The 20,549-nt window shown below is 54.2% G+C and carries 16 protein-coding genes and 1 pseudogene; 8 read left to right on the plus strand and 9 right to left on the minus strand.

Features of this window, described 5'->3' with window-relative positions; genetic code table 11:
• Positions 1-18 precede the first annotated feature (18 nt).
• The 5 genes from AB4P92_RS01765 (at position 19) to AB4P92_RS01785 (ending at position 7,507) form a co-directional block, all read left to right on the plus strand.
• On the plus strand, positions 19-720 hold the full coding sequence (locus tag AB4P92_RS01765; protein WP_261735357.1) for a VIT family protein: 702 nt from the start codon (positions 19-21) through the stop codon (positions 718-720).
• Positions 721-998: 278 nt separating this feature from the next.
• On the plus strand, positions 999-1,658 hold the full coding sequence (locus AB4P92_RS01770; RefSeq protein WP_261735356.1) for a carbonic anhydrase: 660 nt from the start codon (positions 999-1,001) through the stop codon (positions 1,656-1,658).
• A 1,000-nt stretch (positions 1,659-2,658) separates the two neighbouring features.
• Positions 2,659-3,276, plus strand: a complete 618-nt coding sequence (locus AB4P92_RS01775; protein ID WP_395598732.1) for a response regulator — start codon at positions 2,659-2,661, stop codon at positions 3,274-3,276.
• Positions 3,277-3,286: 10 nt separating this feature from the next.
• Complete coding sequence (locus tag AB4P92_RS01780) at positions 3,287-6,493, plus strand: ATP-binding protein (protein WP_395598733.1); 3,207 nt, start codon at positions 3,287-3,289, stop codon at positions 6,491-6,493.
• Positions 6,494-6,727: 234 nt separating this feature from the next.
• A complete protein-coding gene (locus AB4P92_RS01785; protein ID WP_395598734.1) occupies positions 6,728-7,507 on the plus strand; it encodes an EAL domain-containing protein in 780 nt (259 codons plus the stop codon).
• A gap of 53 nt (positions 7,508-7,560) precedes the next feature.
• On the opposite strand, the gene AB4P92_RS01790 is transcribed toward AB4P92_RS01785, so the two are convergent.
• The 9 genes from AB4P92_RS01790 to AB4P92_RS01830 form a co-directional block, all read right to left on the minus strand.
• Positions 7,561-8,559, minus strand: a complete 999-nt coding sequence (locus AB4P92_RS01790; protein WP_395598735.1) for a fimbrial protein — start codon at positions 8,557-8,559, stop codon at positions 7,561-7,563.
• A gap of 296 nt (positions 8,560-8,855) precedes the next feature.
• A complete protein-coding gene (locus AB4P92_RS01795; RefSeq protein WP_395598736.1) occupies positions 8,856-9,089 on the minus strand; it encodes a hypothetical protein in 234 nt (77 codons plus the stop codon).
• A gap of 215 nt (positions 9,090-9,304) precedes the next feature.
• Positions 9,305-10,150 (minus strand): fimbrial protein, encoded by an 846-nt coding sequence (locus tag AB4P92_RS01800; protein ID WP_395598737.1) that lies wholly within the window; start codon positions 10,148-10,150, stop codon positions 9,305-9,307.
• A 151-nt stretch (positions 10,151-10,301) separates the two neighbouring features.
• The gene (locus AB4P92_RS01805) at positions 10,302-12,749 is read right to left on the minus strand and encodes a fimbria/pilus outer membrane usher protein (RefSeq protein WP_395599646.1); all 2,448 of its coding nucleotides are present in this window, start codon (positions 12,747-12,749) and stop codon (positions 10,302-10,304) included.
• A gap of 153 nt (positions 12,750-12,902) precedes the next feature.
• On the minus strand, positions 12,903-13,619 hold the full coding sequence (locus AB4P92_RS01810) for a molecular chaperone (protein ID WP_395598738.1): 717 nt from the start codon (positions 13,617-13,619) through the stop codon (positions 12,903-12,905).
• 45 nt (positions 13,620-13,664) lie between these two features.
• Positions 13,665-14,255 carry a fimbrial protein gene (locus AB4P92_RS01815; RefSeq protein ID WP_395598739.1) on the minus strand — a complete coding sequence of 197 codons (591 nt, stop codon included), beginning with the start codon at positions 14,253-14,255 and terminating at the stop codon, positions 13,665-13,667.
• A 553-nt stretch (positions 14,256-14,808) separates the two neighbouring features.
• A complete protein-coding gene (locus tag AB4P92_RS01820; protein WP_395598740.1) occupies positions 14,809-15,411 on the minus strand; it encodes a terminase small subunit in 603 nt (200 codons plus the stop codon).
• 329 nt (positions 15,412-15,740) lie between these two features.
• Positions 15,741-16,073, minus strand: a complete 333-nt coding sequence (locus tag AB4P92_RS01825; protein ID WP_008080174.1) for a phage holin family protein — start codon at positions 16,071-16,073, stop codon at positions 15,741-15,743.
• 529 nt (positions 16,074-16,602) lie between these two features.
• Positions 16,603-16,962, minus strand: coding sequence for a hypothetical protein (locus AB4P92_RS01830; protein ID WP_395598741.1), 360 nt, complete (start codon positions 16,960-16,962; stop codon positions 16,603-16,605).
• Between AB4P92_RS01830 and AB4P92_RS01835 the strand changes: the two are divergent.
• The 3 genes and pseudogenes from AB4P92_RS01835 to AB4P92_RS01845 form a co-directional block, all read left to right on the plus strand.
• Positions 16,936-17,430: pseudogene (locus tag AB4P92_RS01835) on the plus strand (tyrosine-type recombinase/integrase); the annotation flags it as partial. The gene AB4P92_RS01830 and the pseudogene AB4P92_RS01835 overlap by 27 nt on opposite strands.
• Before the next feature lie 20 nt (positions 17,431-17,450).
• Positions 17,451-19,037 carry an ABC-F family ATPase gene (locus AB4P92_RS01840; protein WP_080896013.1) on the plus strand — a complete coding sequence of 529 codons (1,587 nt, stop codon included), beginning with the start codon at positions 17,451-17,453 and terminating at the stop codon, positions 19,035-19,037.
• Between the two features lie 225 nt (positions 19,038-19,262).
• A complete protein-coding gene (locus AB4P92_RS01845) occupies positions 19,263-20,450 on the plus strand; it encodes an MFS transporter (protein WP_395598742.1) in 1,188 nt (395 codons plus the stop codon).
• Positions 20,451-20,549 lie beyond the last annotated feature (99 nt).

Consider the following 20,549-nt stretch of genomic DNA (forward strand, 5'->3'; position numbering starts at 1 on the left):
AGTGAGTCGCACACAACCATGAAATTCATGCACAGGCACACCGAATCCCACCGCAGTGATCGTATCGGCTGGCTGCGCGCCGCCGTCCTTGGGGCCAACGACGGAATTGTCTCCACCGCCAGCCTGCTGATTGGCGTCGCCGCCGCCAACGCCAGCCACGCTACGTTGCTGGTCACGGGCATGGCGGGGCTGATGGCCGGCGCCATGTCCATGGCCGCAGGCGAGTACATCTCCGTGCACTCCCAGGCCGATACCGAGCGCGCCGATTTGTCCCGCGAGCGGGCCGAGCTGGCCAGTGACCCGAAAGCCGAACACATCGAGCTCGCCAACATCTACATGCACCGTGGCGTATCATCCGAACTGGCGCATCAGGTGGCCGATCAATTGATGGCCCATGATGCGTTGGGTTCGCACGCCCGGGACGAACTGGGTATCAGCGCCACCCTTACCGCCAAACCCTTGCAGGCGGCCCTGGCCTCCGCCGCCAGCTTTGTGGTGGGTGCCGCCCTGCCCTTGGCGGTGACGTTTGTCGCGCCGGAGCACAGCGTGGTGCCCTGGATATCGGGCATGTCATTGGTGTTTCTCGGGACACTGGGTGCCATCGCCGCCAGGGCCGGCGGCGCCAAGGTCATCACCGGCGCCTGGCGGGTGACCTTTTGGGGCGCGTTGGCCATGGCGGTTACGGCACTGGTGGGGCACTTGTTTGGCGCCGTGGTCTAGCTCACGTCCGCTGCCAAAAACAAAGGGCGCCCGTTGAAGGGGCGCCCTTTGTACGCTGCTAACCTAAACCACGCCTACGAAATCGCTCGCTGCTCAACCTTCAGGCCAGCGAAAGATAAATGGCGGCTACTAGGGTACTTCGGACATACGCCGCGCGGGCCTCGGCTCGGAGTCCACCGTTGATCGAGTGCAGCCAAATGCGCGCAAGGTCTGCAATAATGACGGTCACAGCGGCACGAGCTCGTGCCCTCATCCGGCATTCGGGTTTGGAGAACTCCATGCGTGACATTATTGACGGTTTTCTGCGCTTTCAGCGCGATGTCTATCCGCAACGCGTCGAGCTTTTCAGGCAGCTCGCGACGACACAAAGTCCGAAGGCATTATTCGTCACCTGCTCGGACAGTCGTGTTGTGCCCGAACTCCTTACACAGCGCGAACCGGGCGAACTATTCGTGATTCGTAACGCCGGCAACATTGTGCCGTCGTATGGTCCCGAGCCCGGCGGCGTCTCGGCCACCGTCGAATATGCGGTCGCAGTGCTCGGCGTACAGGACATCGTAATCTGCGGTCACTCAGACTGCGGAGCGATGGGCGCGATTTCACGCTGCACATGTCTGAACCATCTTCCGGCGGTCGCTAACTGGCTACGTCACTCGGACGCCGCGAAAGCGATTAACGCGGCGCATGATTTCGACACGCCTCGCGCGAAGCTCGACGGCCTCGTGCGAGAAAACGTGATCGCGCAACTGGCGAATCTGCGTACCCATCCATCGGTAGCACTCGCGCTCGAGCAGGGGCGAATGAATCTGCACGGCTGGGTTTACGACATTGAGACTGGTTGCATTGATGCGCTTGACGGCGCGACACGACAATTCGTTTCACTTGCTGATTCGCCGACCACAGTGGCGATCGCTGCGCGCAACGGCAGACAGATGTAATGGCGACAGGCAAGTGAGGGTGCTCGCATTACTCCCGAATATTTTCGTCCCAGCTAGGTCTGCAAAGTTGCATTGTCTCTATCGGACAAGTTTCGGAGAAGATAATCCGTTCGAATGCCTGTCCGACGGGACTGGCGAGCGACCCGAACTGGCCGGAAGCAGCCGCTCACAAACAACCGTTTCCGGCCAAAAGCGGACGTAAGAGCCAAGTCAGGAGCAGCCATTCCACCCTGCCTGTCAAATAGTGCCGGGCACCTACTATTGCCCACACTCCTCTACTAGCTCGTACAGCTCTGCTTTGCGAAGTGGTGACTGCAACACACCTCGGAGCGGAATTGCATAGCTTCTAGCCCACAGAATCAGGTTTTGACGCTGGATGGAATTTACGTCCGAGACCGCGACAATTGAAAAGATAGCGCAAAACCTAGCCAGCATTTTTAGGTAGCCTGCGTCCATATCCAAGTCAAACGAATCGTAGACCAAGTATTCAAAGTGCTCTCCTGCCTCCAGCAGATCGACTACCTCGTTGACCTTAGTGCATAAACTAAGTGAGTAGTAACCAACCTCATTGAGCACTTCGGCGTACCGGTAGAGAGAACTGAGGTTTCTGTTGAGCACGACGATCTTTCCCATCCCCTTGCGCATAGCTTGACCCAATGCAAAAGCAAGAAAATTAACTCCACGCCCTTAACTTATCCACGAGATTGGCCTCATAGATCTCCAGAATTTTCTTGATTCTTAACCAGACACAAAGACACCGGTGCCGCCCAAGAAAAATCTTGTCACAGAGACAGAAAAATCGGGATCCCAGTCAGCGAAAAGCCGGTGTCGAGCTAAGCTTTTACCTGCAATAATTTGTGTCGAAAATAGCAGGCATCGCGCTGTAAACGACTCAGATCTTTAAACGTAATCGTCTGCATTTTTGCAAGCCGGATAGTCAGTGGCATCGAACGTCAGAAGATTATCGCCCCCCCCTCGTCACTACGCGGATTTGAAATTTATGAGTAAACGAGTATTGATCGTCGATGATCATCCGGTAGTTTGCCACGCCATCAGCATGGCGCTTGCGTCGATTGGCTACGAAACAATCGGCGAAGCGTCCGACGGCATTAATGCCCTCCAGATGATCGAATCGCTGAAGCCAGACATGGTCATTCTCGATATCGGCCTGGAAGGAATGGACGGCTTGGCAGTCTTGAAGCGAATCACTCGAGAGAAGCTCGCTACCCGGGTGCTCGTTTTCACGTCTCAGATCAAAGAAACCTTTGCCACCCGCTGCCTGCACGCCGGCGCCAGTGGTTTTGTCAGCAAGAGCGAGCCAATCACCCAATTGATCAAGGCGGTTGGAATCATTTCCGAGGGCTATGTGCACTTTCCAAGAGACGCCATACCGCTGTTCGCAGGTGCCGTTGCCTCGGATGATCTTGGAAACCTTACGGATCGTGAGATGCAGGTTCTCAAACTGCTAGCCGATGGGCTGCCCAACCGTGAAATAGCAGAAAGGCTCAACCTGAGCAGCAAAACAGTAAGCGGTCATAAAATTAACATTCTGATGAAACTCAATGTCACGTCAGTGGTTGAACTTGCCAGCATAGCCAAGCAGCACAACCTCATTTGACGCTGGCCTGATGAAACCGACATCTGCACTACTCAGCGTTTTCCTTGTCCTGTTGGCGATAGGCTGGCGCATTCCAGACGCCGGAGCTGACGATCTGCAACCCCATGCGCGGCAACCGCTCGACAGCGTGAAGGTGCAGATTAACCAACAAGAACGCGAATGGCTTCAGCACAAGCAAGCGTTGATTGTCGGCGTAACCACTGACACCTTCCCACCCTTCGGCATCATGACTGAGCATCACAGCTACGAGGGCTTGACGGCTGACTATCTGGTAGCGTTGCAGCGTGAGCTTGGCATTGAGTTCAAAGTACGGCCGTTCGACTCAGCAAAAGCCGCCTACGAAGCATTGCACTCAGGACAGATTGATTTGGTGGGCAGCGCCATACCTCAAGATGCCCCCGATTTCGGGGTGCATCTGACGCAACCTTACGCACTGACAGAATTGGCGCTGCTTTCTGAAGGAGGCGACCTTCACGTCTACAACACGCATGACGCACACACGCGGATCGCCGTTGCCAGCAAAGACGCCCTTGACTTGTATCAACGCAGCGGCGGCCAAGGTGCCTTCGCGCTCTATGCCTCTCCCCTGGCAGCCTTGGCCTCTGTGCTGACTGGTGACACGGATGTTTACCTTGGCGATACCTACTCCACCAATTACATGTCCAGCCAGTTGTTCAGCAATCAGTTGGAGGTTAACCAGGACACTGCGCCGCAGGAAATTAAAGTGGCTTTCGCGATTCGCGAAGACCACTCAATTCTGGCAGGTCTGCTCGCGCAAGGTTTGCAGGGTGTCGACCGTTGCACCATGGTCCGTGCCCAACAGCTGTGGGCTGACATCGAGGACTGTGACCTCGGCAGCTTTCGCGACCGCCTTACAGATCCAGAACGTGCATGGCTTGATAACAACGCCACGGTGAAACTGGCGGTCAGCGAAGACTTGGCGCCCTATGCCTTTTTCAACAGTAACGGCCGTTTCAATGGCATCGCTTCGGACTTGCTGGGCATCATTCAACGCAAAACCGGATTACGCTTCGAGATTATCCGCGTCAGCTCGTTGAGCGAGGCCAATTCCCTATTAGTCAACGGTGAGGCGAATCTTGGCATCCTCACTGAAATCAGCCGGGCGCCATCGCCGTACTTGCACAGCCGATCCCTGGCCACCGCGCCCTACCTGTTTGTCATGCGTAACGACGAGACAGCGATCCTCGATCAACACAGCACCGCGACCATCGCAGTCGCCCAAGGCTATTTGCTGCCTGCTTCGCTGGCCCTGCAATTCCCCAACGCCCGTTTCGAAGAAACCGACACCATGGGCGAAGCCTTCAAACTGGTGCGCGACGGAGACGTTGATTTCGTCGTGTCGCCTTCAAACGTGGCACGTTACTACCTGTCTTTTAAATACGAGACCAGCCTTAAAGTGGGTGGCCTTCTGGATCTTGATAACGCGAAGATCGTGTTGGCTGCGCCCGAAGCGCAACGACTGATGATCTCCATTATCAACAAAGCCATGCTGGAAATACCCCCTCGAGATTACCCGCAGATCATCGGACGCTGGCGCGCCAACTCCGCCACCGACGAGAAGTACTGGGAGGGCGTCGCTTCGTACATCTGGCGATCTTTTGAAGTGTTGGGAGCCTTGCTGCTGGTGGCCGGGTTGCTGATCATGCTTCAGCGCCGTCACCTTCAGCGCGAGCGGCGCGATCTGAAGCAACGCAAGCTTCTCCTCGACGAACTCGAAGTGGCAAAGGAGTCCGCCGAAAAAGCCAGCCGCACCAAGTCTGTATTTCTGGCCACCATGAGTCACGAAATCCGCACGCCGCTCAATGCCATCATCGGCATGCTGGAACTGGTGCTCACCCGCCAGGAAAACGCCCGGCTCAATGCACAGTCCGTCCACATCGCTTATGAGTCAGCGACCCACTTGCTGGCGCTTATCGGCGACATTTTGGACATCTCGCGCATCGAGTCAGGCAAGCTGACTTTGACGCCCGAGCCCGCCCGGATCAAGGACTTGATCGAGTCGACGAGCAATGTGTTTTCTGGTTTGGCGCGACAAAAGCAATTGCAGTTACACGTGGACATTGATCCGATGGCCGCAGAGCTGGTTTGGGTAGACGGGTTGAAGGTCAAACAGATTTTGTCCAATCTTCTGAGCAATGCGATCAAGTTCACTGAGCGTGGCGGTGTCGACATTCATTGCAAGGTAACAGCCGCAAGTGATAGCGCCCTGCATTTTGTGATCAGCGTCAGCGACACAGGAGTAGGCATTCCGGCCACACACATCGATCAGATTTTCAAACCATTCTTCGTAACGCGCGAGGCTGTTAGCGACCGCAATGCAGGGGCGGGCCTCGGTTTACCGATTTGTTTGGCATTAAGTGAATTGATGGGAGGTCATCTGGAGGCTAAGAGCCAAACAGATGTTGGCACTCGCATGACGTTCAGTGTTCACCTCCAGCGCGTCAGTGCCGAGATTGCAGTGACTAGCGCTAACCTGGCAGCGCACGCTGCTCCATTAGACGATTCGCCGCTGGCCGTCCTGATCGTCGAAGATCATTTGCCGAGTCAATACCTGCTGCATCAGCAAGTAGCTTACCTGGGGCATCGTGCACTGACCGCAAACAACGGCCTTGAAGGCGTGGCAATCTGGCAAGAGAACGAGATCGACATCGTCATCACCGACTGCAACATGCCCGAGATGAACGGGCACGAGATGACCAAGATGATTCGTCAGCTAGAACGCAGCCAGCGCGTTCGACCATGCATCATCGTCGGGTTGACTGCCGATGCTCAGCGAGAAGAGCTGGATCGCTGCATAGCATCAGGCATGGACCATTCACTGGCCAAGCCGATCACCCTCGCCGTCCTCAATCGCTGGATTCCCAAACGGGGTACGGATAAGCAGCCGTCGGAAACTACGTCGTCACCCCTGAATGACATCCGGGGGACGATGGCCGAAGAAGTCATTCAAAGCAACGGTGTCGAAGGTAAAGCCCTGAGTCACGCATTGGAAAAGCGCGACCTGCAGGACGTCATACGGATCGTGCACAAGCTCAAGGGCACCGCCTACCTGCTCAATCACTCTGGCCTGCTTGAGCAGTGCATCGAAATCGAGGATTTATGCGCGCAAGGCACGATGTCCGTGGAGATGCATGAGGCCGTAAGCGCTTTGATCCGGAAACTGGAGGGAATCAACCGGTCACTACGTCAGGAATGAATGCTGCGTGCCGAGCAAGGAAAATCCTGGTGTCATTCCAGAAAAAACCGGGCGAACAACAGATGGATCTTTCGTGTTGTCAGCGGGTGCCCACCTAAGCTTGGGAAGTATTCCAAACGATCACCCCTCCCCATGCCAAATCGATCCCCGCTTGCACTCGTGTCAAATCCCCAAGTTCAACAGGCTACGCATCGAGAGCCTGAATTTTCATATCTACTCAAAGCGCGCACTCATTTGCCAGATGCCGACGATGTTCTACGTGGGCTTTGGCGCCGAGAGTTTCGAGCATATCTGCAACCCAAGTTCGATTTGCGAACGGGCAAGGTGGACGCGGCAGAAGTCCTCGCACGCTGGCACCACCCAACCCGCGGCGTACTCGGCCCGGCAAGTTTCATCCCGTTGATGACGCGTAAGCAATGGCTCGACGAGTTGCTGTTTGAATTGCTTGAGCAAGGGTTGGCGCTACAACTCAAACTCCACGAACAGGGTACGCTGCTTGGCTTGGCCTTCAATTTGTCCCTTGGGCAGTTGCAGAACAGACTGTTTATCGATGGTTTGAAGACTCGGTTGCTCCAGCACCGTTTGCCGTTATCAATGCTGACTTTTGAAATCACAGAGGACGGCCCGGCCGATGCTGCTTGCTGCGTTGAACAGCTGAATCGACTGAGCAATTTGGGAGTGAGGCTGTCAATAGATGACTTCGGAACGGGTTATTCATCACTCTTGCGACTATGCCAAGTGCCCTTCCATGAAATTAAACTGGCTGGGGATTTCACCCGTTTTATTGACACGCCCAGTCGTTATCAGGTGGTCATTCGTCATGCGCTGGGGCTCGCCGAAGATCTGAAGTTGTCATTGGTGGTGGAAGGCATTGAAACGGTAGGGCAACGCGATAGTTTGGAGCAGATGGGGGCTCGTGTGGGTCAAGGATTCTTTTGCGCAAAACCTATGTTGATTGATACGTTTGAAGGCTGGATGACTAAACCCTATCGAGATTTCCGTGCTCAGTCTTGAGAGGATGCGTGATAAGAGCTGTTCACTCACGCCTCTTTTAGAACCAAGCGATATCAGTTGTATTCGAGAACGTAGTTCAACGTGGCGTTGGCCCTACCTGCCTCAGCCTTTTGCGATGCCTTCTTCACATACTCAGCAATCACAGGCAGACGATAAAGCTCTCCCTGTGGCTCACTCCGAATCCAGGTCATCGCCAACGCACTGCTTTGTAAAAATGGCAGTTTCACTCCTTTACTACTAAGCAACGATATCTCAACCCCTTTGGCACCTCCTGGTTCAAGATTGAGCCGCCCCGGCCCGTCTGAGCTTCCTTCAAAATAAACCTTAACCGGAACAATGGTTCCTGCAGACATACCAGAGCACAGGACGTCGAGATTGAATGGTGTATTCGACTCCTCGAGCTTCATTACCAATACACGCCCCATAGAAATATTCAATTTCTCAACACCGGCGCAGCCGCTGAAATAGCCTTCAGAATTGAGTTTTGTGGTACCCAATACCGTAATCTCAGCTGCATGCCAACCATTTAAATAGTTATGGATTGTTAGTTCGATTGGTACGTCGCCAGCTTCAACGTCACGCGAAGTTCGCACAAATTCAAGTTTTATTCTGTTAGGAACACTTGAATATAAAAGATTGTGATTGGGGGTTGTTTCCCTGACAAATGGAATTGGAGACTTATAACTGCCCACACTCAAAACCCTCACACCTATACCTTTCAATCGAGTTTTATAAACATTATCAAATCCGTCAACCAACTCCAGATTTTTGAAAAAAACCTCTTGCCGCAAAGTAGGATAGCGTTTCGGAGGACACTGACTTTGCCATCCTTCACTATGTACGATGAGTTCCGCTGAGCTAGCCATAACAGAACCAATTGGCACTCTGCGCAAAGTCAATAGCTGAGGTGCGACAACACTCCAAACTCTCAATTCGGTAGATCCAGGAATAGGTGTAGAACTACTCCAGGCGCATTCATCAGAAAGAGCATAAGCCTTGTTGAAGCCCTGCGCAGAAACAAAAAGTATAAAAATACAAACGAAAAATTTCATTTTTTACGTCGCCTTGAATTGAACACAAGATACGAGCTTAACTCCAGTACAAAAAACTGATAGTCGTAAAAAGGAGTTTCATAGAAATCCTAGAGATACAACGAGTACTTTCGTGCCAGCAGACATACCGGAACACAATACGTCCAGATTAAAACGTTTTCGATCTGAGACTACTTCCGATCTAAAAACTGCCCAATGAAATGTCGAGCTTATCTAGCCCTCCGCACCCGCCAAAATAATTAGGAGAGTCAAATTTTGCTACGCAACATTAGAGTTATAGCTAGAGGGCAAATTATTTACCAAGTTTCGTAATGAACATCAATTATTGGGGTGCCAGCCATTACTGATCCCACTTCGGCCTTCCGCAAGAAGATTGAACTAGCAGCAGTAACACTCCAAAACTTCACGTCACACCCACTGATATTGCCAGCTAAAGTGCGCCATCCGCATCTATCAAAGTCGACTGCCTCAGCGGCTTCACCCCACAAAACCCCGAATAAAAAAACAAACATGAAATCTTTGATTTTCATTTATTAATACTCAAAAAACAAAACATCCCAGACCGATTCGAGCTGACCATAAATTACAAAAGTACTCCACCCAGGAAGCTTGTAGAAAAATTTGCATTGACTATCGCTTCAGCGTCGAGTAGCTCGACAACGTTAGTTGTACCAAAACCAGTGCACAGACTGAACATCAATCAAGATCAACGCGCATTAAGATTTAACCAACACATGCATTTACTTCAGTTGTATTCCAGAATGTAATTCAACGTCGCGTTAGCCTTACCCGCGCGAATTTTTTGCGAAACCTTTTTCGCATACTCAGCAACAACGGGTAGTCGATAGATCTCTCCCTTGGATTCACTTCGCATCCATGTCATCGCTAAAGCATTACCCTGTGAGAATGGCAGCCTCACCCCCCGATCATTCACTAACAAGATCTCGACGCCCTCGGCTCCCCCTGGGTCCACGTTCAATAGCCCGGCACCACCAGAGCTGCCGTCAAAGTAAACTTTAACCGGTACTTTGGTCTCGGCAGGCATACCGGAGCACAGCACATCAAGATTAAAGGATCTATTTTGAGTTCCTATTTCCGTTGCAAGCACGCTCCCCATAGAAATATTAAGCTTCTCAATACCGGTGCAACCGCTGAAATAGTTTGTAGACTCAAGCGTCGTGACGCCACTTATTCTGATCTCCGCAGCACTCCAACCATTAACTTGGTAATTAATTGAAAAATTCATTCTTACATCACCAACTGCAACGTCACGGGAAGTCCGAACAAACTCCATTTTGATTTTATTTGGAACATTACCATATGTGCTAATACTGCTATTCTTATACTCAGCAGATAACGGCAATACACCCTTGAATAAATCTAGACTCAAGAATCTTACACCTACTCCAGCAATTCCAGTCTTGTAAACATTACTGAATCCATCCACCAACTCCAAGCCCTTAAAACTAGTTTCTTCACGCAACTTCGGATATTGCGGCCAAGGGCAGTCAACTTGCCGTTGCTCATCATGAATAACAATCTCTGCAGAGCTGGCCATCACAGACCCAACCGGAACTTTACGCAAATTCAATAGAGAAGGTCCAACAACAGTCCACAACCTCATGTCAGTGCTGCGGGGACGGGATGTATACATACTCCAGCGACACACTCCGGCCCTCGCTTCAACGAGGCCTAAAATAAAAAATAGAACTACTAGAGAGCGAACTGAAAACCTCATGTAACTACTCCATCGCCAAGCTAAAGTCGCATGTAACTTTAACTTGGTCATACACAACTGATGGGTCGCGCTCAGGGAGCTTGTAGGGGACTGTGCAGTTTCCGCCGACCCAGTTCAACGTCAATCGACCGTGCTCTTTTATGCCAAACACCAATGCGCGTGATTGGTTGTCCACCACGGCTAACAATCTATTAGCCTCATCAAAGAGTTGCGCCCCGAAAGGCATCTTTTTGCCATTAGCTTGAAGCAGGTCAAATTGCACGCGTCGGCCAGTCGAGGCTTCAAACCGAGCTGTAACTACCGAACCACGCCGCGGAACCAGTTGTTGCGAAGTCTCAGTAACGTCGACATCGCTGCCCAGCGTCTGGGTATCAAGGTTTACCCAGTTATACCGATAGGGCTGCACGTAGCTTTCGATGGTGTAACCGGCGCTGTCAGTTCGAGCCGTAGAGCCTTCGACAGCCACACCTTTCACGTTAGGAACTTCGACAAGTGCGAATGTCTCACCCACCGGCTGACCAAACGTCACACCGCCGCTATGGACCACCACCGAGCCGGACGCGGTCATGTCCAAATGACGAGAAGGGCCAGACGTTGAATAGTTCGCCGCCAGCTTTGCCGATGGCGCATCCCAACCTATGCCAACACCACTTGAGCGCTCGTTACCGGCCAGCCCGGCCTGAGCTGAATAGGACAAGGTGCTCTCATCGTTGAGGTAACCCGCAACGCCACCTTGCAGGTTGTCCTGACCATTACCATCGGTGGTCAGGTTGCTGTAGAAACGCTGCGAGCGGTTGCGGTCGCCGAAAGGAACGCTGACCGAAAACGCCAACTGGTTATCCGAATCACGCGAACGATCAGCGTTTTGCGTGTGTGAGGCCGACACGCTGTAGCTCACCACGCCCACACTGCCGCTGTAGCCGACCTGCAATCGTCGAGTACTGCCGGCGCGATCCCAGTAGTTGGTCTCGCCTGCACTGAGAAACAGCGAGCCGTTGCGGCCGAGGGTCTGGTTGATGCTCAAATCCAAGCGATGCTTCGGGCGACCTCGGTTGCTGTAGTGATTGGCAGAGTCCAGTTCGTCAATGTGTTCGCTCAAGGTCCGATACCCTGACGTGGAATAGCGATAACCCGCCATGGTGAAGGTGGTGTTGGTCTTGCTCAGGGTTTTCGAGTACAGGAACCGTACACTCTGCCCAGTCGTCACCTGGCCGGCATCTACTCGCGAACGGCTGTTCGTCACGTCTACCGAAGTGCCACCCAATGCCGAATTGACACCTACACCCAGGTTAAGCGCGGTATACCCTTCTGTGGCCTGTGCTCCGCCATAGGTGGTGAGGTTATCGGTGGCGCCGTACACGGCAGTTCCTTGCACCAGTTTTGGTGACACGGCGCCTTCGTAATCATATTTGCCCAACGAGAGGCTGTATTGAAAGTTGCCGCGCCGAGTCATAACCGGTAAGTATGCGTACGCCTGGCTGTACTTACGTTCGCGGCCGTCGGATTCGATGATGGTAATTTCCAGGTCGCCGTTAGAACCACCCGGATAAATATCGCGGATCTCGAAAGCGCCCGGCGAAACCGCGGTGGAGTAGATCACGTAGCCGTTCTGACGAACTTCCACCGTGGCCTGGGTTTCGGCAATGCCGCGCACGACCGGCGCGTAGCCAGCCTCGTCATCTGGCAACATGCCGATGTCGGAGCCTAGCTGTACGCCGATGAAACGGCTGCTATCGAAAATATCGCCGTTGCTATAAAGCTGACCTAGCGCAAATCGTCCCTTGAGAAGGGTGACATCGTGCTCCAGGTAGCTGCGGTTACTGGTAAAGGTCCGCGGTGTGCCGGTGCCTTGACTGATAGATGATTCATTGCGCAGCCGCCACTGGCCGATGTTCAGGCCATTGCGCAGTCCCAGGTACCCATAGTCGCTGCTGAAACCGTTACCGGTGTTGCGGTTGAAGTTCAATTGATAGCTGCTGAACACGGCAGTGATACCGTCATCCCACAGCGAAGGATCAACATAACCCCGGGCGCGACGCTGGATGTAGGCTTGAGGAATGCTGACGTAAAGCGACAGCTTGGCCACGTCGAGTTCGACCGAGGCCCCGTCAATCCGCAACAACTCGACGGCGTCGTCGTCGCTGCTGTCTGGGGAGACAATCCCGTCTTGTTTCAGGCGCTGGATATTGACCCCCATGTCGTGCAGCAGTCCAAGCGTCAGTAGCGGCTGTGGATCGGCGCTTTCGGCGTCTGCGTCTACCTGGAAAGTGATCTCCTGACGACGATTCAGCCGCTGATTCAAATAGAGATCGACGCTGTAGGTGCCTGGCACAACGCCGCTGGATTGTTCGAAATAACGCAGATCAACTTCGGCCCCCTTGTCCTTGAGAAACATCGGATTGAACTGCGCAGCGTTGGCTTGGGTGGCGCCTAATACACCCAATGCAGCCATATAGGAAAAAAGGCCGCTGAAGCTCAACTTCGAAAGTTTTAAATGGTCGACGTGCGATAGGAAATTTTTCATTACGATATCCTTATGCGCAACGCAACCCCTGAGCCATTACCCATTAAATGAAAATTCAAGAGATGAAGTTTACGCGCGTTACTACTGAATAACTGCCTGATGCTTGACTAGCGCACCATAATCATTGACGGACTCCCAGCGAACTTCTGCGCTACCAAAAAATTTACCGGCAATACCTTTTACATTCATTTCGGAGTGACTTTCCGGGCTGACCATCTCCGTATCAACTGCGTACTCTTTGCCGTTGACTACTATCGACGCACTTGCCAGCGAAACATAAAATGCAGAGGAATTACTGACCGACAACTTCGATTTACCCGAGTCACTCACCCAGCTCCACTTGAGGTTTTCGGCCGACTCATCGGGTGACCCTGGAAGTTTCAAAGGTCGATAAAACACTTTCAGCCGTTGGCGAAAGGCTACTTGCAGCGTGTTCTCCGAGCCCGACAACTGCGGAATTTCCTGAATGCTGAGCCAGTACACCGACTCACGGTCCACAGGCAGCCCTTTACCTTGGTAAAAGATGCGTAACGACTGCTGTTTTTTATAACTCAGACGCGCGAGAGACGGAGTGATTGCGAATGGAATATTACCTTCCATCTGGCTCGGAACCGCTTCGATCCAAGACTGGATCATGGTGTCTTCAGCGCCTTCATTACGCACTTGAATGGTGGCTTCACGATCGGACGCGGGGAAGATGATCCGTGTGCCGCTCACCTGGATGCCCGCCACACAAATACCAGGGCAGGCAAACAGCGCCGCCAGCAGGACGCAGCGTAAAACTAACGTGGCGTTCATTCATAACCTCGTGAAAGGCGGAGCATCACACTCCGCACGGAACAGTTACTCGTAACTCAGCGTGAAAGGCAGCGTACCGAAGGCTGTGCCCACTTCCAGTTCATCGCCATTGGCAACGTAAGCAGCACGCATGGTCAGGCTCGCGGTGTACTTAGTGTTCTCATCTTCACCACTCTTGACCAAATCACTGGAGTACGCTTCGTTCGCGGAAAGATTGATCAGATTGTTGTTAGCGTCGTACATCCCGATGCCAACACCTTTAGCGGAGCCTGTTGTCTTCAACAGACTATTGTTCTTCTGATCGATGCCAGAGCCGGCCATCGGGTCAAAACCGAGTTTGACGGTGGTCAAACCGGCAGCAGTATTACCGCAATCCAGATTCAGGTTGATCGATTTACCAGCGGCAATACCCCCACCCGCAGACCCAGTGAGAGAGTCCAGGCTCACCTTGCCCAAATTCACGTCAACGGTCTGATTGCCAACGCCACCGCCCACAGATGTACCCGCACCAGAAGATGCGACGCAGGAAGCGGCGATAATTTCGCCAGTGAAATTGATGGTGCCATCAGCTGCCAGCGCGGTATTAGTTAATGCACTGATTGCCGAAGTTAGCAGAACAAACTTAAGTGTTTTCATTGGATGAAGAATCCCTATAGGCATCGCTATGTTGATTGGCGTTGAATAAAGCGCCACAACAATCTAGCCTCATAGATAACCGGGATATACAAGACGAAGCTTGTTCTCATCCAAGAATTTTCTTGAACTGAAAAGAACACGAAAAATATTAAAAATTCCATATTATGCGGTGACGTCACCCCGACATTCACGACATTTAAAATGGCGACGTGATTCACAGCCCCTGAACAGGTCTCATATATCAAAAAAAACCCGATTGAATAAATTCAGAATATCCACACCAAAATTATATCTTGAGTCGTAGCTGCTTATCTCAAGATCATCACCGCAATTCAATCTCTCGATCTCTTTTGATTGAGGACATAATAGAAAACGTTTTTGAGTTTTAACCTATCGGCCTCATACACCAGTTCTGACCGGCAGCTATGGTCGTAAGCAGCCTTCAGTGAATGGTAGCTATTGGCCGAAAGCAGTCATCGGTGAACGGCAGCTATCGGCTAAAAGCGGTCAATGTGGGTCACGTTGTCCACCGATGAGCTCTCATCGCATACAGTTAGCACTCGTTGAGTTCAAATCCAAAATCGTCGCTGGACACCTGACACGCTTCGTCTAGCCGCTGGCGCAATGCGGCAGTCAACTGCCGCTCCACTTCCCATGGATCCGACAAGGCAGCGAGTTGCGGTGCCAATTGAGGCGACATACTCATCAGCGAATGATTGAGCGAACGTGCCGTTTCAAAAGCAGCTTTTTGCACAAAGCCGATTTCCACCAGTTCGCCCTGCGCTTTGCGAAACTCCATCTCTGCCATCCGCGCCAGGTAATGCTCGCGATGCGCTCGTGCTTTCTGAAAGTCTGGAGTCTGCCCTTGCGCAGGATCAGCGGGCGCTGGCGCAGCCATGTTAGTCAGCTCGGATTGGGCTGCGACGTGACTGTACACATCACGCTGAAGCCGCTCCTGTTGGTGGCGAGCAGCGACGGCGGCCTTGCTCGGGTCAGCGGTATCACGGATCAACGCCTCAGTGGCCAGCACGTCGACCTGCTTGCCATTGGGTGACAGGACCAGCCGGCCGTTTTCCTTGAGCCAGGTGATGTAACTCGGTGACCGACCGATGTGCGCGGCGAAGGCGCTTTTGGACAGGTACGTGACTGCGTTCATAAGCTCTCCTTTTCAGCGGCTTTTTCAATGAATCCTTTCAAGATTTCAGTGGATTGAAATTTCAGTAAGCTGGCAGACCTCCCACTAACAAGATCCCGCGGGTTTCCGACCCCGTGTCCTTTGAAAGTCCCCAGGGTCCCCGGCAGTTTTCTGCCCGGTCCGGTCGGTCGAGCCTGCATCCGAGTGCCATGCCCTGCCCCATCCGTTTGGAAAGACGGACATCCCTGCAAAGGTTTCAGCTAGAGAGATTCCGCGAGTTCGATAACCCGTGTAGGGGGCGGCCCTCAGGGAGGACCCGTAAATTCGGCGCCCTACCCGGCCTGCTCGGCTCATGCCTTCGGCTCGGCCTCGCTCAGGTCCAGCCGCTTGGCCACCCAGCGCTCGTACAAGCCGATGGCGACATCGGCGCCGGCCATCGCGGTCAGGCAACCCAGGGCGCCCGCCGTCCAGATCGATAAGCCCGCGCCGAACAGCAACATCATTGCTGACACGCCGCAGACGATGCAGGCGCCGGACCGAAGTGCGAGGCGGCGCAACAATGCCCAGCCTCGTGCCCCATCCTTGTCAGCGCGCCACATCTCGCCGGACACACCGCCAACCAGGGACAGGGCAATCACCAACCAGATCGGCATCTCTGCCAGTGCCTGTTGCTCGTTCGTCATTGCGCTGCCCCTTAAACAAAAAGACCCGGCGCAATGGCCGGGTCAGGTGGTGGATGGCCTGCCGCGCTTTGCGGTCGCACCCATCGAAGATGGCCCCTTTTTACAGGTCGATTCTGGTGGCAGCAAGACCGTTTTAATGCCATCCGGTGAATGTGTGGGTTACGCCCGGTGAACGGCTGGCGAATGTCGGTGAATATCTATCCCGGCTGTCTTTTGCTTTTCTGGCGTCCCATGCGTCCCACCTCTCTAAAACTAGGTGGGACGTCCGAAAGCCCCATAGATTGGGGCTTGGCCCCACCGTCCTACTTTTAACTCTCCTTTCTCGTGTATAGAGAGAATATTTAAAAACACGCGTGCGCGTGAACACGCGCATTGATGCCCGCTACGCATACACGGGCGGGAGACATGAAAAAGGTGGGACGGTGGGACAGCCCAACAACGACGGGGCCTGCGCCCGTCCCACCACCGCAAAAAGCAGTGGGACGGAGGCAGGCCAGTGGGACGGCGTGAGCCAAAGTAATGCCCACGATCAAGCCGCTTCCTCCAGGAGGAAGTGCTCAACCACGATGTGAGCGTCATGCAGGCGCTGGTAGTAGAGGTTGCGTGTGCAGCCACTCTCAGCCAGACGCGCAGTCAAAGGCGCATCAGGCTGGAAGTAATGCACCTGGACCACCGTCATCAACTCGGGATCGAGGCGTTTCTTCACGATGCGCTCGATGTCCAGTGAGGCTTCCAGAGGCACCCTGCTCCCACGCCTGCCGCGCACGAGCTGGCCACCGCTCTCCATCATCATGGCGACCATATTGCCGCCCGAGTAACCGGCGGCCACCTCGTCGCTGTGCAGCTCCTGCGCCCATTGTTTGTCGACCTGGTGAAACGCCAGGTACATGTCTGCCGCACCGTAGCGCTTGGCCTTGTCGAGGAGCGAACCAAGACCAACAAGGACCGCTTTGTTCTGCTGAATGAACGAGCGCTGCACGCGCTCGAGTTCGCCCGTCAATACGCAGAGCGTCGTGCAAACGGCATCGGCAAGATCAAAACAACGCCCTACGTGTTCCCGCCTTCGAAGAACAGCGAGTACATCAAACAGACGTCGGACCTGCACAAGCAGTGGAGGCCAGCGCTGAAGGCTTTAGCGCTGCCTCATCGGCCGCCGTACAACTGCCGTCATACTTATGCGACAATATGCTTAATGTCCAACATGAACCCCGCATTCATCGCTCAGCAGCTTGGCCACAGCGTCCAAATGTTGCTGACGACGTATGCGCGTTGGCTCAACTCAAGCTCAGACTGGGGGGAGCTGGAAAAGCTCCAGATTGGTATCAAATCGGTATCAGGCAAAAAAGACCAGCTCTAACCCATTGATAGGTAAGGTAATTGATCTCCACAGCTAACATCACGATGCAGTTCGGCGCCAAGCCGCTCTTCGAAAACGTTTCCGTCAAATTTGCCGCGGGTAACCGTTATGGCCTGATCGGCGCCAACGGTTGCGGCAAGTCGACCTTCATGAAAATCCTCGGCGGTGACCTTGACCCGACGGGTGGCCAGGTCATGCTCGAGCCGAACGTACGCCTGGGTAAGCTGCGCCAGGATCAGTTCGCCTACGAAGAATTCACCGTGATCGATACCGTGATCATGGGTCACGAAGAGCTGTGGAAGGTCAAGGCCGAGCGCGATCGCATCTACTCGTTGCCGGAAATGTCTGAAGAAGACGGCATGGCCGTGGCCGAGCTGGAAACCGAATTCGCCGAAATGGACGGCTACACCGCCGAATCCCGTGCCGGTGAACTGCTGCTGGGCCTGGGTATCGGCATCGAGCAGCACTTCGGCCCGATGAGCGAAGTGTCGCCAGGCTGGAAACTGCGCGTGTTGCTGGCTCAGGCACTGTTCTCCGATCCGGAAGTGCTGTTGCTCGACGAACCGACCAACCACCTGGACATCAACACCATTCGCTGGCTGGAAAACATTCTGACCCAGCGTAACAGCCTGATGATCATCATCTCTCACGACCGTCACTTCCTGAACAGCGTGTGCACGCACATGGCTGACCTGGATTACGGCGAGCTGCGCCTGTTCCCGGGCAACTACGACGAGTACATGACCGTGGCGACCCAGTCCCGCGAGCAACTGCTGTCGGACAACGCCAAGAAGAAAGCACAGATTTCCGAGCTGCAATCGTTCGTCAGCCGCTTCTCGGCCAACGCCTCGAAAGCCAAGCAGGCCACTTCCCGCGCCAAGGCGATCGACAAGATCCAGCTGGCCGAGGTCAAGCCTTCGAGCCGCGTGAGCCCGTTCATCCGCTTCGATCAAAACAAAAAGCTGCACCGCCAGGCTGTCATGGTCGAGAAGATGGCCAAAGGTTTTGACGGCAAGCCGCTGTTCAAGGATTTCAGCTTCCAGGTTGAAGCCGGCGAGCGCGTCGCGATCATCGGCCCGAACGGTATCGGCAAGACCACGCTGCTGCGTACCCTGGTCAACGAACTGACTCCGGATGCCGGTAGCGTCAAGTGGACCGATGCCGCCGAGCTGGGCTACTACGCTCAGGATCACGCGCACGACTTCGAAGACGACATGACCCTGTTCGACTGGATGGGTCAGTGGACTCAGGGCGAGCAAGTGATCCGTGGCACTTTGGGTCGGATGCTGTTCTCCAACGACGAAATCCTCAAGTCGGTGAAGGTGATTTCCGGTGGTGAGCAAGGCCGCATGCTGTTCGGCAAGCTGATCCTGCAAAAGCCGAACGTGCTGATCATGGACGAACCGACCAACCACCTGGACATGGAATCGATCGAAGCGCTGAACCTGGCGCTGGAAAACTACCCGGGCACGCTGATCTTCGTCAGCCACGACCGTGAGTTCGTATCGTCCCTGGCCACTCGCATCATCGAGCTGAGCCCGGACGGCGTGACCGACTTCAGCGGTACGTACGATGATTACCTGCGTAGCCAAGGTGTGGTGTTTTAAAAGCAGCTACTAGTTTTCAGCTGCCAGCGATAAGTTAAAAGCCCTGTCCATGTGACAGGGCTTTTTGCATTTCAGGGTCAGTCATTTTTTGGTGCAGACACCTTCGCGAGCAGGCTCGCTCCCACAGGGGAATGCATTTCCGGAAAAATAGTTAGCCAGCTTCCTTTTATTCCACACCCACGCCATGATGCGAATTCTCCCACCGCCGCCCGCGAACGAGTCCTCATGTCTGCGCAGCAACTGCCACCGCAACGCTCCATGGCGATCACCGTGCAGATCGTCTCTATCGTTTTCTATACCTTTATTGCCTTCCTCTGCATCGGGCTGCCGATTGCGGTGCTGCCTGGTTATGTTCATGAACAACTGGGTTTCAGCGCGATCATTGCCGGACTGGTGATCGGCTCGCAGTACCTGGCCACCCTGCTCAGCCGGCCTATGGCCGGGCGCATGTCTGACACCATCGGCACCAAACGGGCGATCGTGTATGGCTTGCTGGGGATTGTGCTCAGTGGCGCGCTGACACTGTTGTCAACGCTGCTGCAAAGCTATCCGCTGCCGAGCCTGTTGATTCTGATTCTCGGGCGATTGTTGCTGGGCATTGCGCAGGGGCTGATCGGTGTCGGCACCATCAGTTGGTGCATGGGCCAGGTCGGGGTCGAGCACACCGCCAGGTCCATCGGCTGGAACGGTATCGCGTCCTATGGCGCCATTGCGATTGGTGCGCCGCTGGGGGTAGTGATGGTGGCCGAATACGGTTTCGCCAGCCTCGGTATTTCGCTGTCGGTACTGGCGGCGGGGGCGTTGCTGTTGATTCGTAACAAACCTTCGGTACCGGTGATACGCGGTGAGCGTCTGCCGTTTTGGGCTGTGTTCGGGCGGATTGCACCGTTTGGCGCGAGCCTCACGCTGGCCTCAATCGGCTACGGCACACTCACCACATTTATCACACTCTATTACCTCAACCGCGGGTGGAGCGGCGCGGCGTATTGCCTGACGGTGTTCGGGGTGTGCTTCATCGTGTCGCGGCTGATGTTTATTTCGGCAATCAGTCGATTCGGCGGCTTCACCTCGGCCATCGTCTGCATTGCCGTTGAAACCGTGGGGCTGGTGATGCTGTGGCTCGCGCCCTCCACCGCGTTTGCATTGATCGGCGCCGCACTGGCGGGGTTTGGCCTGTCGTTGGTGTATCCGGCACTGGGCGTGGAGGCGATCAAGCAGGTACCGAGTTCCAGTCGCGGTGCCGGGTTGAGTGCCTACGCGGTGTTCTTTGATCTGGCACTGGCGGTTGCCGGGCCGTTAATGGGGGCGGTGGCGTTGAATCTGGGGTATTCGTGGATTTTCTTCAGTGCGGCGCTGTTGTCTGTGACGGGACTGGGGTTGACCTTGATGCTCAAGCGCCGGGCAGTGGGTTGAAAAGCGGGATCAAAAGATCGCAGCCTTCGGCAGCTCCTACAGGGTGTACGCCATCCAAATGTAGGAGCTGCCGAAGGCTGCGATCTTTTGATCTTATGG

Source organism: Pseudomonas sp. A0308, assembly GCF_044218815.1.
Classification (GTDB): Bacteria; Pseudomonadota; Gammaproteobacteria; order Pseudomonadales; family Pseudomonadaceae; genus Aquipseudomonas; species Aquipseudomonas iridis.